A 13,960-nucleotide genomic window follows, 5' to 3' on the forward strand; every position below is an offset into this window, starting at 1 on the left:
AGTTGCTCTTCTGCCAGCACCACGCGAACGAACACATGGATCGGCTGCGTGAGCTGGACGCCGTGATCGACACGGAGTCCGCGCCCGCTGCCGGTGGTTGACGGTGTTCTGTTGTCCGATGCTGTTGTGTCAGGACGCGAGGAGCGAATCAGAGCGCGGGAGCGGACTCCGTGTCGATCACGGCGTCCAGCTCACGCAGCCGATCCATGTGTTCGTTCGCGTGGTGCTGGCAGAAGAGCAACTCTCCACCTGCGGGAAGTACGGCACGCACTTTGGCCGCCGCCCCGCAGCGGTCGCAACGATCGACCGCGGTCAGTGGGGTGCTTGTCAGGGTTCCTGGCATGACTCCTCCGTCCTGGCTCCCGGTCCCGACGACCGTTCACCTGGTGTGGGGCCCGTGGTCACTCACCACGAGCTCGCTACCGCTACTTCCCAGCAGGGGTATGACTACTCTGTCAGACGTTCGGGACGGGGGACTTTGTTCCCGCGAATGATTCAGTGTGTTTTCGATAACACGACCAGGGATTTCGCTAAGGGCGAACGCCACAGGTCAGGTTATCGAAGTGCACTCCATCACATCCTCGATCGGCCGATCCAGTTGTCCACCCGGAGATTACCCGTGACCTACGACACTCACACGCTGGTTCACCTATGCACTTTGGGTGAGTGGCTTTCCGCCCGGCAAACAGGGGAGTACCGCGCACCCTCGCTCGGTGAGGCGGGATTCATCCACCTCTCGGCGCCGGGGCAGGTGCACCTGCCCGCGAACCGGTTGTTCGCGGGACGGCGCGATCTGGTGCTCCTGCGCATCGACCCGGGCCGTGTGGGCTCGCCGATCACATGGGAGCCCGGTGTGCCGACCGATCCGGAGTCGATGCTCTTTCCTCATCTGTACGGGCCGCTGCCGGTGGCGGCGGTCACCGGGGTGGAGAAGTACCAGCCCGGTGCGGACGGGACATTCGCCCCGCTCGATAGGTGGTCACCGGCCGCGGATCTCGCGGGCGAGGATCGCGGCCTGAACCCGTGATCGCACACCGAGTTTCATCAGCACCCGCGAGACGTGTGTCTTGACCGTGGTCTCGCCGATGAACAGCCTGGCCGCGATCTGCGCGTTGGACAGACCGTCGCCTAGGCAGTCGAGCACTTCGCGTTCCCGCTCGGTGAGCTCGTCCAGCCCGGCCGGAACCGATTGCGCTGCAGCATGGTCGGACGCGGCGAATGCCGAGATCACCGCCTTGGTCACCTCCGGGGCCAGCACGCCGTCACCTGCGGCGACCGCGCGTACCGCCTCGACCAGCGAGTGTCCCGACGCGGATTTCAGCACGAACCCCGACGCACCGGCGCGTAGCGCGCGAAAGACGTACTCGTCCAAGTCGAACGTGGTCAGGATGAGCACCCTGGCCGAACCGACGGCGGTGATCCGCCCGGTCGCGGTGATCCCGTCCATCCCGGGCATCCGCACGTCCATCAGCACCACCTGCGGCTGCAGCGCTTTGGCCTGCGCGACCGCGATATCGCCGTCGGCGGCCTCGCCGACCACTTCGATATCGTCCTCGACGTCCAGGATCATGCGCAGTCCCGCGCGGATCGCCGCGTGGTCGTCGGCGATCACCACCCGAATCGTCATGACGCGCTCGCGGAGCCGAACGGCAGCCGGACCAGCACTTCCCAGCAGCCGGAAGCCATCCCGGCCCGAAAGCTTCCACCGAGCGCGGCAGCACGCTCGCGCATGTTCACCAGTCCGCGGTGCCCGGCTTGCGCGGCCGCGTGGTGCGGCCGCACCGAGCCGGCCGGGTTGCGTATCGTGACGCTCAACACCTCGTCCTCGGCGCGCACGTCGATCGAAACCTCCTGTCCCGGTGCATGTTTCATGGCGTTGGTCAATGCCTCCTGAACGATCCGGTAGGCGGCCTGGTCGACGGCGCTCGGCAGCGCCGCGCCGTCGAGCGCTTCGTGCACCCGTACCGAGATCCCCGCCGCCCGTGCCGCGTCCACGAGGATCGACAGCTGAGCCAGTCTGCGGGGCGCGCCTACCTCCTCGGCATCACCGTCGCTGTGCAGCAACCCGATCATCGTGCGCATCTCCTGCAGCGCGCCGACACTGTTGGAACGGATGGACCGCAGGATTCCGGCGACCGCTGGGTCGTGGCGGGCCGGCATCCGCAGCGCCGCCTCGGATTGGATCGCGATGGCCGACAGGTGACCGGCGATCACGTCGTGCAGGTCGCGTGCCATCGTGGTGCGCTCGTCGGCGATGGCCGCGCGCCGGTCGAGGTCGGCGACCAGAGTCAACGCCTGCGCGCGCGTGCGCTCGGCCGCCGCGATCTCTTTGTGCGTGCGCACCGAGTTCGCCCACCAGATCGGCGTCGCCACGAAACTGAACACCGCCACCAGCGCCAGCGCGACCGCACGCGGGTCGGCGGTCAGCGCCAGCGTGAGCACCACGATCAGGCCGGAGAACGCCGACCAGCACAGCGTCGTGATCCGCGACGCCCGGCGCCCGGCGTAGAGCACGGCCGAATAGATCAGGTCGGCGTAGACGAGCCATACCGGCAGCGTCGCGCCGAGCCAGGTGTCCACCGCCAAGGGAACCAGGCCACCGAGCATGGCCGCCAGCGGACTCCGGCGGCGGAAGAACGTCGCCAGGCACACCCCCAGTAGCACGCCGAGGCGCACCCACAGTGGCAGCTGCGTGCCGCGCTCGGTCATCGTGGACAGCCCGGTGAGATACAGCGCGGTGCCGCCGGCGAAAACGATCACCGCGCCGAGCGCGTCCCGGGTTCTCTCGGGCATCTCCGACCACCGCCGCACGCCCTCCATCACAGCACAGGGCACGCGACGCGCCATCGGCCGAAGTGATGACGGAAGAGTTCATCGGCTCGGACATCCGGCTAATCTGGAGGGCGTGAACGTCGACGTCACCGCACTACCCGGCATCGGTGTCCGCAAGGACTTCGAAGTGCGCTCCGGTCGCCGAATCGGCGTGGTCGCCCACCGCGACGGCGATATCGACCTGATCGTCTCCAAGCTCGAGGATCCGGATGCCTGTGCCGCGCAGATCCCGCTGTCCACCGACGAGGCGGCGGTGCTGGCCAATCTGCTCGGCGCGCCGCAGCTGGTCGCCAAGCTCAACGACGATCACCGCGACCTGCCCGGGATCACCACCCGTCAGCTACCGATCGGTGATGAGTCGCCCTACGACGGGCGCGCCCTCGGCGAGACCCAGATGCGCACCCGCACGAAGGTCTCCATCGTCGCGGTTATGCGGGCGGGACAGCTGCATCCCTCGCCCGGTCCCGATTTCACCTTCACCGCGGGCGACCTGCTCGTGGTCGTCGGCACCCCGGAGGGTCTCGATGCCGCCGCGAAGATCTTGACGCACGGCTGAGCACGTGACAGACACCGCGCTCGCCCTGATCGAGCTCGGAGCGGTTCTGTTCGCCCTCGGCATGCTGGGTCGTGTCGCAGGCCGCGTCGGCATGTCACCGATCCCGCTGTACCTGATCGGCGGACTGGTCTTCGGGCAGGGCGGTGTCGTGAAACTCGAGTCGGCCCACGAATTCGGCCATGTCGCCGGAGAGATCGGCGTGGTGCTGCTGCTGTTGCTGCTCGGCCTGGAGTACACCGCGACGGAACTGGTGACCGGGTTGCGCCGCTCCTGGGCGGCCGGAGTTGTCGATATCGTGGTCAATGCGACACCGGGCGCGGTGGTGGCCCTGCTGCTGGGCTGGGGCGTCCCGGGTGCGATCACGCTGGCGGGCGTCACCTACATCTCCTCCTCGGGCATCGTGGCGAAGGTTCTCGACGATCTCGGCCGCCTCGGCAACCGCGAGACCCCGGTGATCCTGTCCATCCTGGTGTTCGAGGATCTGGCGATGGCGGTGTACCTGCCGATCCTCACCACGGTCCTGGCCGGGTTGAGCTGGGTCAGCGGTATGCGCGCGCTCGGGCTGGCGCTGCTGACGATCACGCTGGTTCTCATCGTCGCCCTGCGCTACGGCCGCCACGTTTCGGCGATCGTGGACAGTGCCGACCGCGAGGTGTTCCTGCTGACCTTGCTCGGCGGGGCCTTGCTGGTGGCGGGCATCTCCTCGGCGCTGAGCGTGTCAGCGGCGGTGGGGGCGTTCCTGCTTGGCATCGCGATCTCCGGTTCGACCGCGGCCGCGGCGGCGAAACTGCTCGAACCTCTGCGCGACCTGTTCGCCGCGATCTTCTTCGTAGCCTTCGGACTCAACACCGACCCGCGGTCGATTCCGCCAGTGCTCGGCTGGGCGATCGTGCTGGCGGCGATCACGGTGGCGACGAAGATCGCCACCGGCTGGTGGGCCGCGGCCAGGCAGGGCATCCGCCGGATGGGCCGGGCCAGGGCGGGCGCCGCGCTCGTGGCACGAGGCGAATTCTCGATCGTCATTGCGGGATTGGCGGTGAGCGCCGGTGCGATGGACGGGCAGCTCACCGCGCTCGCGTCGACCTACGTGCTCCTGATGGCCGTGCTCGGCCCGATCGCGGCGCGAGTGGTCGAGCCCATGGTGGGGCTTTTGCAACGCCGCGCGCGTCCCGAGCCCGCGATCTCCTGATCGGCCTGCGTCGTCGAGTCCTTGCGTCGCGTCAGCGCCTGCGCCAGAACTGGGTCGCGGTGGGGCTGACCGCTAGGCAGTCGAAATGCCCGATTCCGGTCGCTGGCAAGATCAGCGCCTATTTTGATGCGCGATGCTGCTGCGACCAGCGATAAAATCGATACCGGGTCGGGAATCCACGGATTCGACCTTGGAAGGAGATGAGATCGATGGGTTCCTTCGGCATCGATCTCGGCGTGGGTCTCGGCGTATTCGCCAGGTGGCTCGCGCTGATGTTCGGACTCGACTTCGGCCTCAGCTGATACCGGGTCCTTACAGCAGAACGGGCACTGTGCACGCGCCGACATCGCGTTCTCGGTGCCTGTCGTCATGTCCGGGGTCAACCATCGGCTCGGTTCCGGTCTGCTCGCGTCAACGCAGGAAGGACCGATGCCGCCGCGGTAGATCTCGACCGTCGCCCCTGTTGCGCTCGTGGACGCAGGGTCAACCCCAGGACGGCAGCAAGACTGCCCGATATCCGGCACTGCGCAACTGAAGCGTCACGGCAATGAGGTCGGCCCTCAGTGATCGAGCCGGTGCTTGTGCACGACGGACGGACACCGGAGGCCGGCATCCGGAAAGCGCGACGCCCGCATGCGCGGTGCCGCTGGAATATCGAGCGGCACAACGCATGCGGGCGTCGAGACGAAGCGACCTAGTCCAGGTAGTCGCGGAGCACCTGGGAGCGGCTGGGGTGGCGCAGCTTGCTCATGGTCTTCGACTCGATCTGGCGGATGCGCTCGCGGGTGACCCCGTAGACCTGGCCGATCTCGTCGAGAGTGCGCGGCTGGCCGTCGGTGAGGCCGAAGCGCAGCCGGACGACGCCCGCCTCGCGCTCCGACAGGGTCTCCAGCACGGATTGCAGCTGGTCCTGCAGCAGCGTGAAGCTCACCGCGTCCACCGCGACGACGGCCTCTGAGTCCTCGATGAAGTCGCCGAGCTGGCTGTCGCCCTCGTCGCCGATGGTCTGGTCCAGCGAGATGGGCTCACGCGCGTACTGCTGGATCTCCAGCACCTTCTCCGGCGTGATGTCCATTTCCTTGGCCAGCTCCTCCGGCGTCGGCTCGCGGCCGAGGTCCTGGAGCAGCTCGCGCTGGATGCGGCCGAGCTTGTTGATGACCTCGACCATGTGCACCGGGATGCGGATGGTGCGGGCCTGGTCGGCCATGGCGCGAGTGATGGCCTGCCGGATCCACCAGGTGGCGTACGTGGAGAACTTGTAGCCCTTGGTGTAGTCGAACTTCTCCACCGCGCGGATCAGACCCAGGTTGCCCTCCTGGATCAGGTCCAGGAACGCCATACCGCGGCCGGTGTAGCGCTTGGCCAGCGACACGACCAGACGCAGGTTGGCCTCGAGCAGGTGGTTCTTGGCTCGGTTGCCGTCGCGGACGATCCAGTTGTAATCGCGCCGCATCGCGACCGGAAGCTTCTCGCCCTGCTCGGCGAACTCGCGCACCTTCTCCGCCGCGTAGAGACCGGCCTCGATCCGCTTGGCGAGTTCGACCTCCTCCTCGGCGTTGAGCAGCGCGACCTTGCCGATCTGCTTGAGGTAGGCGCGCACCGAGTCGGCCGAGGCGGTGAGCTCGGCGTCCTTGCGGGCTTGCCGCAGCGCCTCGGATTCCTCTTCGTCCCAGACGAAATCGCCGGAGGCCTTCTCCGCGGCGGTCGGCTCGCCGGCCTCGCCCTCGGCTTCCTCGGTCTCGGCCTCGTCGGCGACCTCGACCAGCTCGTCACCGTCGGCGAGGTCTTCGTCGGAGACCTCCAGATCGCCGAGATCGTCGAGGTCGAGCGACTCGTCCTCGAGGGCTTCCTCGGCGGCGGGCTCGCCGTCCGGCCCCGCCTTCTTGGTGGTGGCCTTCTTCGCCGGAGCCTTGGTCGCCTTGGCGGCCTTCTTGGCAGGCGCCTTCTTGGCGGCGGCCTTCTTCGCCGGAGCCTTCTTCGCGGCAGCCTTACGGACCGGCCGTGCTGCGGTTACATCTGCGGAGTCGGCATCGGCCGATTCGGCGGTCTGACGGGTATTCGTGGCTACCACGTACGCCCTTTCGTGACGGTCTCGTGCGGCGTCACGCCAGAGTAGTTTTCCGGCGGAGCGATCTGTCGGGTTTCACCGGCGGAGAGCCGGTCGGGGTTTCTCCGGCTCAGCCGGGCACGTTCCATTGTAACGATCTAACCAGGGTACCTATGGCACGATGCCAGGAACGGCATCCCCGCCGCGCCCGCGCGCCTCAGGGAGTGATGCCTCCATCGATCGCCATCGCCGCCCCGACGATGCCCGCGGTATTCCTCAGGTGGGCGGGAATGACCGGGGTTCGGTTGGTGAGCAAGGGGATCCACTGGTCGGCATCCCGGCTGATGCCGCCGCCGGCGACGACTACGACTGGGAAGAAAAGGTTTTCCAGCGTGGTCAGCACGACGCTGACTTCGGCGGCCCACTGCTCGTAGGTCAGGCCGTCGCGCTCCTTCACCGAGGCCGCCGCGCGGTGCTCGCTCTCCCTGCCGCCGACCTCGACGTGGCCGAGCTCGGTGTTGGGCACCAGCGTGCCGTGGTAGAGCAGTGCGGAGCCGATGCCGGTTCCGAAGGTCAGCAGCAGGACCAGCCCGGCGAAATCCTTTGCCGCGCCGTAGCGGTCCTCGGCCATGCCCGCCGCGTCCGCGTCGTTGAGCACGGTGACAGGACGCCCGCCCAGCGCGGCGGAGAACAGCGCCCGCGCGTCGGTGCCGATCCAGGACTTGTCGATGTTGGCCGCGGTGCGCGCCACGCCGCCGATCACCACCGCGGGCAGGGTGAGACCGACCGGCCCATCCCACTCCGCCTTGGCGACCAACTCGGCCACCGCTTCGGCCACCGCCTGGGGTGTCGCGGGATGCGGCGTCGCGATCTTGATCCGCTCATGGACCAAATCGCCGGTGGCCAGGTCCACCGCGGCGCCTTTGACGCCGCTACCGCCGATATCGATGCCGAATGCGTGCCCCCGAGCGGACATGACTAACCCCTCGTTCCCTGTGCTGGCCGGTGTGGTGACAGCGTCGCCGCACCCGGACCCACCACGCCATGACAGGGCGATGCGATGGGATGGGATGCCCGACGACGGCGCTGTGTCGTGCACGACAAGAGTAATGCGACATCGGGGCTGGGCGTTCGCCGAGGATCTGTGATGCGATGGAAGGCGTGCCGGAAACCTCATCGTCAGTGTCCGACTACACCCCCGACTCCTTCGTCTCGATCGTCGCGCGCGGCGACGAGGCCGATCTGCGCCGCGTCGCGGTCGACCTCGCGGAAACCGCCGCCGCCCATGTCCGCGCCCGCCGTCCCGAGGTGTTCGGCCCCGCGGGCGCGCACGCCGAAGGCGCCGTGCAGGCCAAGAGCCACGCGACCGACCCGGTGACCATCGTGGACACCGAAACCGAAGAGCTGATCCGAAGACTGCTCGCCGAACAGCGCCCCGGCGACCCGATCCTCGGCGAGGAGGGCGGCGGCAGTATCGACGACGCGAGCCCCGACATCGTCCACTGGGTCGTGGATCCGATCGACGGCACGGTCAACTTTCTCTACGGCATCCCCGGCTACGCCGTCTCGGTGGCCGCGCTGCGCGGTGGGCGACCGGTCGCTGGCGCCGTGGTCGACGTCGCGCGAGCGGCCACCTACAGCGCCGGGCTAGGGCTCGGCGCGCTGCGCGTCGGCGCCGACGGCGTGGTGGAGCATCTGCGCTGTACGTCCGTCGAATCGGTTTCGATGTCCTTGGTGGCCACCGGATTCGCCTACGGCAGCCGGCGCAGGACCCGGCAGGCCGAGCTGGTCGCGCAGGTGCTGCCGCATGTGCGCGACATCCGCCGCTTCGGCGCGGCGGCGCTGGATCTGTGCCACGTCGCCGCGGGCCGGGTGGACGCGTATTACGAGCACGGCCTCAACGCCTGGGACTGGGGTGCGGGCGCGCTGATCGCCGCCGAGGCGGGCGCGCGGCTGACCCTTCCGCCTGCCACGTCCCCGGGTACCGACGGCGATCTGGTGGTGGCTGCCGCGCCCGGCATCGCCGACGAACTCGGGGCGCTGCTGGCCCGGGTCGGCGCTACCGAGCCGATTCCCGATCGCTGATCAGCAGCGGGCCTGCCGAGCGGCGTCGAGCAACTCGATATCGATCGCCGTGGAGTTGCCCGGTGCCGGATTCTTCAGCGAACGCAGCACCTCCTCGGCGTCATTGCTGGGCCGGATATCCCGGAACAGCGAACCGAGCACCAGATCGACGGTGTCGTCGCCGCGCTGATCCTCGATCAGCTCGGCGCACGGTGCGACCAACTGCACCGCGGCAGCGGCCGGACGCCCGCTCACACCGAAGCGGATCTGGCCTGTGCACTCCAGGTCGCCGTTGACGTATACCGAATCGTTGCCGTATTGCGTCCCCGGCGCGCTCGCGAAGCCGAGATCGCCGAGCTGAGCGGCCACGTGGGCGGCCTGGCCGCGCTGGTTGTTCGCGTTCAGTACGCGCACCTTGCTGGCCGCCAGCGGGGCGGGTTCCACATCCTGCAGCCGTCCGGCGCCGACCCGCTGGCCGAGCGGAACTGGTTGCGGCGCACCAGGATCGGTGGCCGGACTGGGCGAGTTGCAGGCCATCGCCGTGTGGTCGGCGTCGTGCGTCGTGAGTGCCTTGATCCAGACGATCCCGCAGATCAGTGCGAGAACGCCGAGCATGACGAGCCAGGGCTGGGGGCGGCGCCGAAGGAACGGCCGACCGTACGAATCCGTCGCGGTGCCTTCGGTGATCAGTGAAACCACCAACACACTCTACGAAAATGTGTCCCGGGCGCCGTGCAAGGTCTCGGTGCGTTCCACCGTCGGTGTCGATTGCCCCTCAGTTTCGACTCGGCTGGGTTTTGATTGCGACTTTTGCTCCGCGGTCCGCTATTGTCTGGCGGCCCAGATCGAATCACCAGTGCTGAAACCGGTGGTCGGTCGCGGGAACAAGAAGGGCATGTCCTGCGTTTACCCAGCGCTATCGAGAGTGGATCGGTGTGATCCGCCCCGATAGGCGACCGGTGTACGTGTGACGTGCACCACCGGCGGGGCGGTGCTGGTCGCACCGATTCCGGCAGGAATCGGGTGTGAACGGACCGGTCCGGGATACACGGAGTTAGGACGAGGGGAAGACGACATGGCAACCGACTATGACGCACCGAGGCGCACCGAATCCGACGATGTGTCGGAAGATTCGCTGGAGGAGCTGAAGGCTCGTCGTAACGAGGCACAGTCCGCCGTCGTGGATATCGACGAATCCGATACCGCGGAGTCGTTCGAGCTTCCCGGCGCCGACCTGTCCGAGGAAGTGCTGACGGTTCGGGTGATCCCGAAGCAGGCCGACGAGTTCACCTGTTCCAGCTGTTTCCTGGTCCATCACCGGAGCAGGCTGGCCAGCGACAAGGGCGGCCAGATGATCTGCATGGACTGCGCCGCCTGATCTCGACGAGATCGAACAATGTGTCAGCCCGCGCTCGGAAGACCGAGCGCGGCAAGGACCCGTTCGGGCCGTCGCGTACTGACCAGCCAGTACGGCGTCGGATCGTCCGGGTCGTCGAGCACGAGCAAGACCATCGTCCCGATCCAGGGGCGATGCTGGACATAGGCGGCGGGGTCGAGCTGGCGACCCAGCGCCGCACTCTTCGCGGTGGGGGCGACGGTGGCCGCGCGGGCGACGAAATTCACCGGTAGATGTGCGCGGTCGGCGCGCAGCTCCGGGGTGCCGGCCGCGTCGGGCGCCACCTCGACGCGGTGGCGGCTCAGCCACAGCAGCACCCAGACCGGGACCGGGAACAGCAGTACGTAAGGCAGCCAGGCACGCAGTCCCGGCGCGCCCATATGGATCTCCGCGGCGAGCAATCCCGTGATGGCGAACGCTACCGGCCACCACCACAGCGGCACCCACAGGCGCTCGCGGTAGCCGAGCGCGGGCTGCTTTTTCTCGTCCATGGTCACGGGATTGGGCTGGTCCGACACGAGTCAACACTAAGTCACGAGGGCAAACAGCCTACGCGTAGGCTCGTCCAACGTGAGCGCACTTTCACCCATACCCTTGCTGCGGCTCGACCCCGGCATCCCCGTGCCCACGCGTGCCCATGCGGGCGACGCGGGCGTGGATCTGTGCACCACGCAGGACGTCATCCTGGAGCCGGGGGAGCGGGTGCTGGTCGGCACCGGCGTCGCCGTCGCGCTGCCGGTCGGTACGGTCGGGCTGATCCATCCGCGCTCGGGTCTGGCGGCCAAGGCCGGGCTCTCGGTGGTGAACACCCCCGGTACGGTCGACGCCGGGTATCGGGGTGAGATCAAGGTGTGCCTGATCAACCACGACCCGCGCACGCCGATCGCCTTGCGTCGCGGCGACCGGATTGCGCAGTTGCTGGTGCAGCGAGTGGAGCTGGTGGATTTCGTGGAGGTCGACTCGCTCGACGAGACGACCCGTGGGGCGGGTGGCTACGGCTCCAGCGGCGGTCACGCGAGCCTGAGCGCGCGCACGAACGGGGCGGGGCGGGCGACCGCCGAGGAGGCATGACGGGAATGTTCGGAAAGCGAAAGAAGTCCTCGGACCGGTACGCGGACGACGGGTACGACGAGGCGGGCGACTACGCCGATGCGGACTACGAGTCCGGCTACGACGATGAGTACTACGACGACGCGCCCACCGACGAGCGGTCGTACGAAGGCGTGAACTTCAACGCCGACACACTGGGGGGCCAGCCAGGCCCGTACGACTACGACGAGGTCGCCGAACTGCTGGAGGATGGGTCCGAGCAGCGGCTCGACCTCGGGTCGGTGCTGCTGCCGGTCCCGCCGGGCGGTCAGTTGCAGGTCGAGATGACTCCGGAAGGCCAGCCGCAGGCGGTGCACCTGGCCACCGAGCACGGCCGGATCACCGTCGCGGCGTATGCCGCGCCCAAGACCTCGGGCCAATGGCGTCTGGTCGCCGCGGATCTCGCCGACTCCCTCCGCAAGGACGGCGCCAGGGTCTCGGTGGAGAACGGGCCGTGGGGTCGGGAATTGCTGGCGCTCACCGAGGGTGCCGACCTGCGCTTCATCGGCGTCGACGGCTACCGCTGGATGGTGCGCCTGGTCGCCGCGGGCCCGTCCGGTGCGGCGAACGACGGCAGCCCGCTGGTCAAGGCGGCGCGCGCCATCCTCAGCGATACGGTGGTGCGGCGCGGCGAGGATCCGCTGCCGGTGCGTGAGCCGCTGCCGGTGGTACTGCCACAGGAACTGGCCGAGCAACTGGCCGCGGCCCATCAGCAGCAGGTGGAAGCTCAGCAGCAGGCGATGGCCGCGCAAGCGGCCGCGGCGCAGACCGGGGCACAACCGGTGCTGCCGCCGCGGATGCCGGAGGGGCCGCGCCGCGGTGCGGACGGGTCGGCTATGCAGCAGCTCGGCCTGAACTGAGCGGGGCGGACCCGGGCGCGAACTCAGCCGAAGGCGCCGATTCCGGTATGTCCGAGGATCGCGGGGTCCGCGCCCAGTTCGTCCAGGGTGATCCGGTGCAGGTGCGCCTGCGGGGCCAGCGCGGCCCACTCCTCGGCCACCGTCACCGGATGTACCGGGTCGTCGATCGCGGTGACCACGGCGAGCGGCAGCTCGAAGGTGGCCAGCCGCTCGGCGTCCGGCCATTTGTAGTCGGCGGCCTCCTCCAGGGCGGCGGGCAGGTGTGGCCATTGCGCCCGCCAGGATCGGGTCAGCGCGTCCGCCAACCACTGCGGGCTGCTCGCCCGCATACGGTCCAGCGCCACCGTCAGACCGTCGGCGCGCAGTTGCGCGGCGGTTGCCGCGGCGCTGAGCGCGGCCGGACAGGCGGCGGTGTCGGGTCCGGTCCAGGCGGGCAGCGCCGCGACGACCCCGACCACACGATCCGGGTGCTCGGCCGCCCACTCCAGCGCGATCGCCGCACCGAGCGAGATCCCAGCGGCGAGGACCGGCCCCGACCGCGCCGCCGCGTCCAATCCGGCCCGGCAGCTCGCGACCACCCCGCGCGGATCCGGTTCCACCGCGACGAAGTCGAGCCCGCGTGCCGCGCTGGCCGGCCCGAAGGCGCGCCGGGCGAAATCGGCGTCGGATCCGGTGCCGGGCAGCGCCACGACTCGAGCGGGATGTGGGGAGTCGAACATCGGTCCGAGCGTAGCGGGGGTCGCCCAGCCCATCTACAGTGGCGGTGTACGGCCTGAACGGGTCGTGCGGTTGGAATCCCCACGATGGTGTGCGAACCACGCCATCTGCTCTATGCAGGAGAGCGTGCACCATGTCGTCATCCGCAGCCTCAGGTTATTTTCGACGTCTGGGCCGCAGACTGACCGAAGATATCGATCAGCTGGATGCCGAAGAGCTGGCCGAGACTTCCGAGGCGTCAGGAGCCCACCGCGCGTCGGAGTGTCGGCGCGGTGACGAGGCCACCATGCTCGGTAGGCTCCGGAGCGTCGAAGCGTGTCCCAAGTCCGCCGGCGCCAGTGTGCAGGCGGAGTTCTTCGACGGCACCGACGCCATCACCCTGGTCTGGATCGGGCGCAGGCGCATTCCCGGCATCGAGCCGGGGCGGCGCATCCTGGTCCGTGGCCGGGTGGGCGACCGGGACGGCCGCAAAGTGATCTACAACCCCTACTACGAATTGCGCGGGAACAGCTGACGTATGCCATCGAGCGACGACAACGCAGGCTCGAACGATCGCACCGGGCTCGAGCTCGGCCGTGACGAGGAACGTGCCCAGCAGACCCTCCTGGAACAGCTGGGCGGCTTGAGCGGCCTGATCTACTCGACATTGCCCGTTGTCGTGTTCGTCCCCGTGAACAGTCTCGCCGGGCTGACCGCCGCGATCTGGGCGGCGCTCGGCGTGGCCGCGGCGATCCTGGTCTGGCGCCTGGTGCGCCGCAGTCCCGTCCAGCCCGCCATCTCCGGGTTTCTCGGCGTCGGCGTCTGTGCCTTCATCGCCTACCGGATGGGGGAGGCCAAGGGATTCTTCCTCTTCGGCATCTACACCAGCTTGATCTACGCCGGCGTGTTCCTCGTCTCGATCCTGGTCCGCTGGCCGCTGGTCGGCGTGATCTGGGGCGTACTGAACGGTCACGGCTCCGACTGGCGGTCCGATCCCCGGCTGGTGCGCCTGTACGACCTGGCCACCACCACGTGGGTGCTCGTCTTCGGCGCCCGCTACCTGGTGCAGTCGCAGCTCTACGACACCGACCGGACCGGCTGGCTCGCGTTCGCCCGCATCGTGATGGGCTGGCCGCTGACCGCGGTGGCGCTGGGCGTCACCGTCTGGGCGGTGCGCCGGGCGGGCCATCTGCCCACCAAGACGGTGGCTGCGACCGAACCCGCCTGATCG

At 68.6% G+C, this 13,960-nt stretch carries 17 protein-coding genes; 9 read left to right on the forward strand and 8 right to left on the reverse strand.

The features are described from left to right. Positions 1 to 148: 148 nt before the first annotated feature. Complete coding sequence (locus tag AB0M45_RS19200; RefSeq protein ID WP_364330489.1) at positions 149 to 343, reverse strand: hypothetical protein; 195 nt, start codon at positions 341 to 343, stop codon at positions 149 to 151. Positions 344 to 619: 276 nt separating this feature from the next. Between AB0M45_RS19200 and AB0M45_RS19205 the strand changes: the two genes are divergently transcribed. Continuing rightward, on the forward strand, positions 620 to 1,027 hold the full coding sequence (locus AB0M45_RS19205; protein WP_364330492.1) for a DUF952 domain-containing protein: 408 nt from the start codon (positions 620 to 622) through the stop codon (positions 1,025 to 1,027). Here AB0M45_RS19205 and AB0M45_RS19210 read toward each other — a convergent pair. Together AB0M45_RS19210 and AB0M45_RS19215 are read right to left on the reverse strand one after the other, a co-directional pair. After that, positions 980 to 1,627 carry a response regulator transcription factor gene (locus AB0M45_RS19210; RefSeq protein ID WP_364330495.1) on the reverse strand — a complete coding sequence of 216 codons (648 nt, stop codon included), beginning with the start codon at positions 1,625 to 1,627 and terminating at the stop codon, positions 980 to 982. The two genes, AB0M45_RS19205 and AB0M45_RS19210, sit on opposite strands and share 48 nt — an antisense overlap. Further along, the gene (locus AB0M45_RS19215) at positions 1,624 to 2,793 is read right to left on the reverse strand and encodes a histidine kinase (RefSeq protein ID WP_364330498.1); all 1,170 of its coding nucleotides are present in this window, start codon (positions 2,791 to 2,793) and stop codon (positions 1,624 to 1,626) included. Before AB0M45_RS19215 ends, AB0M45_RS19210 begins: the two co-directional genes overlap by 4 nt. 112 nt (positions 2,794 to 2,905) lie before the next feature. On the opposite strand from AB0M45_RS19215, the gene AB0M45_RS19220 reads away from it, so the two are divergent. Together AB0M45_RS19220 and AB0M45_RS19225 are read left to right on the forward strand one after the other, a co-directional pair. Then, on the forward strand, positions 2,906 to 3,388 hold the full coding sequence (locus AB0M45_RS19220) for a cation:proton antiporter regulatory subunit (RefSeq protein WP_364330501.1): 483 nt from the start codon (positions 2,906 to 2,908) through the stop codon (positions 3,386 to 3,388). Between the two features lie 4 nt (positions 3,389 to 3,392). Then, on the forward strand, positions 3,393 to 4,577 hold the full coding sequence (locus tag AB0M45_RS19225) for a cation:proton antiporter (protein ID WP_364330504.1): 1,185 nt from the start codon (positions 3,393 to 3,395) through the stop codon (positions 4,575 to 4,577). 694 nt (positions 4,578 to 5,271) lie between these two features. Here the strand turns inward: AB0M45_RS19225 and AB0M45_RS19230 are convergent. Both AB0M45_RS19230 and ppgK read right to left on the reverse strand, forming a co-directional pair. Further along, positions 5,272 to 6,648, reverse strand: coding sequence for an RNA polymerase sigma factor (locus AB0M45_RS19230; RefSeq protein WP_364330507.1), 1,377 nt, complete (start codon positions 6,646 to 6,648; stop codon positions 5,272 to 5,274). Between the two features lie 193 nt (positions 6,649 to 6,841). Next, on the reverse strand, positions 6,842 to 7,600 hold the full coding sequence (ppgK, locus tag AB0M45_RS19235) for a polyphosphate--glucose phosphotransferase (RefSeq protein WP_364330510.1): 759 nt from the start codon (positions 7,598 to 7,600) through the stop codon (positions 6,842 to 6,844). Between the two features lie 206 nt (positions 7,601 to 7,806). Here ppgK and AB0M45_RS19240 point away from each other — a divergent pair, with 206 nt between their 5' ends. Then, complete coding sequence (locus AB0M45_RS19240; RefSeq protein WP_364330513.1) at positions 7,807 to 8,709, forward strand: inositol monophosphatase family protein; 903 nt, start codon at positions 7,807 to 7,809, stop codon at positions 8,707 to 8,709. Here AB0M45_RS19240 and cei read toward each other — a convergent pair whose 3' ends face one another. Further along, entirely contained in the window at positions 8,710 to 9,387 is a 678-nt protein-coding gene (gene cei / locus AB0M45_RS19245) for an envelope integrity protein Cei (RefSeq protein WP_364330516.1), read from the reverse strand. Between the two features lie 376 nt (positions 9,388 to 9,763). Here cei and AB0M45_RS19250 point away from each other — a divergent pair, with 376 nt between their 5' ends. Further along, positions 9,764 to 10,066, forward strand: coding sequence for a DUF4193 domain-containing protein (locus AB0M45_RS19250; protein ID WP_014351871.1), 303 nt, complete (start codon positions 9,764 to 9,766; stop codon positions 10,064 to 10,066). A 23-nt stretch (positions 10,067 to 10,089) separates the two neighbouring features. On the opposite strand, the gene AB0M45_RS19255 is transcribed toward AB0M45_RS19250, so the two are convergent. Beyond that, complete coding sequence (locus AB0M45_RS19255; RefSeq protein WP_364330924.1) at positions 10,090 to 10,575, reverse strand: DUF3093 domain-containing protein; 486 nt, start codon at positions 10,573 to 10,575, stop codon at positions 10,090 to 10,092. A gap of 79 nt (positions 10,576 to 10,654) precedes the next feature. Between AB0M45_RS19255 and dut the strand changes: the two genes are divergently transcribed. Both dut and AB0M45_RS19265 read left to right on the forward strand, forming a co-directional pair. After that, positions 10,655 to 11,155, forward strand: a complete 501-nt coding sequence (dut, locus tag AB0M45_RS19260) for a dUTP diphosphatase (protein WP_364330520.1) — start codon at positions 10,655 to 10,657, stop codon at positions 11,153 to 11,155. 5 nt (positions 11,156 to 11,160) lie between these two features. After that, positions 11,161 to 12,033 (forward strand): DUF3710 domain-containing protein, encoded by an 873-nt coding sequence (locus AB0M45_RS19265; RefSeq protein ID WP_364330927.1) that lies wholly within the window; start codon positions 11,161 to 11,163, stop codon positions 12,031 to 12,033. 23 nt (positions 12,034 to 12,056) lie between these two features. On the opposite strand, the gene AB0M45_RS19270 is transcribed toward AB0M45_RS19265, so the two are convergent. Continuing rightward, positions 12,057 to 12,752: an alpha/beta hydrolase gene (locus AB0M45_RS19270; RefSeq protein WP_364330523.1), complete on the reverse strand. Its 696-nt coding sequence runs from the start codon at positions 12,750 to 12,752 to the stop codon at positions 12,057 to 12,059. Between the two features lie 131 nt (positions 12,753 to 12,883). Between AB0M45_RS19270 and AB0M45_RS19275 the strand changes: the two genes are divergently transcribed. After that, complete coding sequence (locus tag AB0M45_RS19275) at positions 12,884 to 13,264, forward strand: OB-fold nucleic acid binding domain-containing protein (protein ID WP_364330526.1); 381 nt, start codon at positions 12,884 to 12,886, stop codon at positions 13,262 to 13,264. 3 nt (positions 13,265 to 13,267) lie between these two features. Further along, on the forward strand, positions 13,268 to 13,957 hold the full coding sequence (locus AB0M45_RS19280) for a DUF3159 domain-containing protein (protein WP_364330529.1): 690 nt from the start codon (positions 13,268 to 13,270) through the stop codon (positions 13,955 to 13,957). Positions 13,958 to 13,960 lie beyond the last annotated feature (3 nt).

It is taken from the genome of Nocardia sp. NPDC051787 (assembly GCF_040681325.1).
Classification (GTDB): Bacteria; Actinomycetota; Actinomycetes; order Mycobacteriales; family Mycobacteriaceae; genus Nocardia.

What these genes read in the sequence shown, in the direction of transcription:
- AB0M45_RS19200 (WP_364330489.1), bottom strand. Translation starts at nt 343, where the DNA reads ATGCCAGGAACCCTGACAAGCACCCCACTGACCGCGGTCGATCGTTGC.
- AB0M45_RS19210 (WP_364330495.1), bottom strand. Translation starts at nt 1,627, where the DNA reads ATGACGATTCGGGTGGTGATCGCCGACGACCACGCGGCGATCCGCGCG.
- AB0M45_RS19280 (WP_364330529.1), top strand. Translation starts at nt 13,268, where the DNA reads ATGCCATCGAGCGACGACAACGCAGGCTCGAACGATCGCACCGGGCTC.
- ppgK (WP_364330510.1), bottom strand. Translation starts at nt 7,600, where the DNA reads ATGTCCGCTCGGGGGCACGCATTCGGCATCGATATCGGCGGTAGCGGC.
- AB0M45_RS19250 (WP_014351871.1), top strand. Translation starts at nt 9,764, where the DNA reads ATGGCAACCGACTATGACGCACCGAGGCGCACCGAATCCGACGATGTG.
- AB0M45_RS19215 (WP_364330498.1), bottom strand. Translation starts at nt 2,793, where the DNA reads ATGCCCGAGAGAACCCGGGACGCGCTCGGCGCGGTGATCGTTTTCGCC.
- AB0M45_RS19265 (WP_364330927.1), top strand. Translation starts at nt 11,161, where the DNA reads ATGTTCGGAAAGCGAAAGAAGTCCTCGGACCGGTACGCGGACGACGGG.
- AB0M45_RS19255 (WP_364330924.1), bottom strand. Translation starts at nt 10,575, where the DNA reads ATGGACGAGAAAAAGCAGCCCGCGCTCGGCTACCGCGAGCGCCTGTGG.
- AB0M45_RS19275 (WP_364330526.1), top strand. Translation starts at nt 12,884, where the DNA reads ATGTCGTCATCCGCAGCCTCAGGTTATTTTCGACGTCTGGGCCGCAGA.
- AB0M45_RS19270 (WP_364330523.1), bottom strand. Translation starts at nt 12,752, where the DNA reads ATGTTCGACTCCCCACATCCCGCTCGAGTCGTGGCGCTGCCCGGCACC.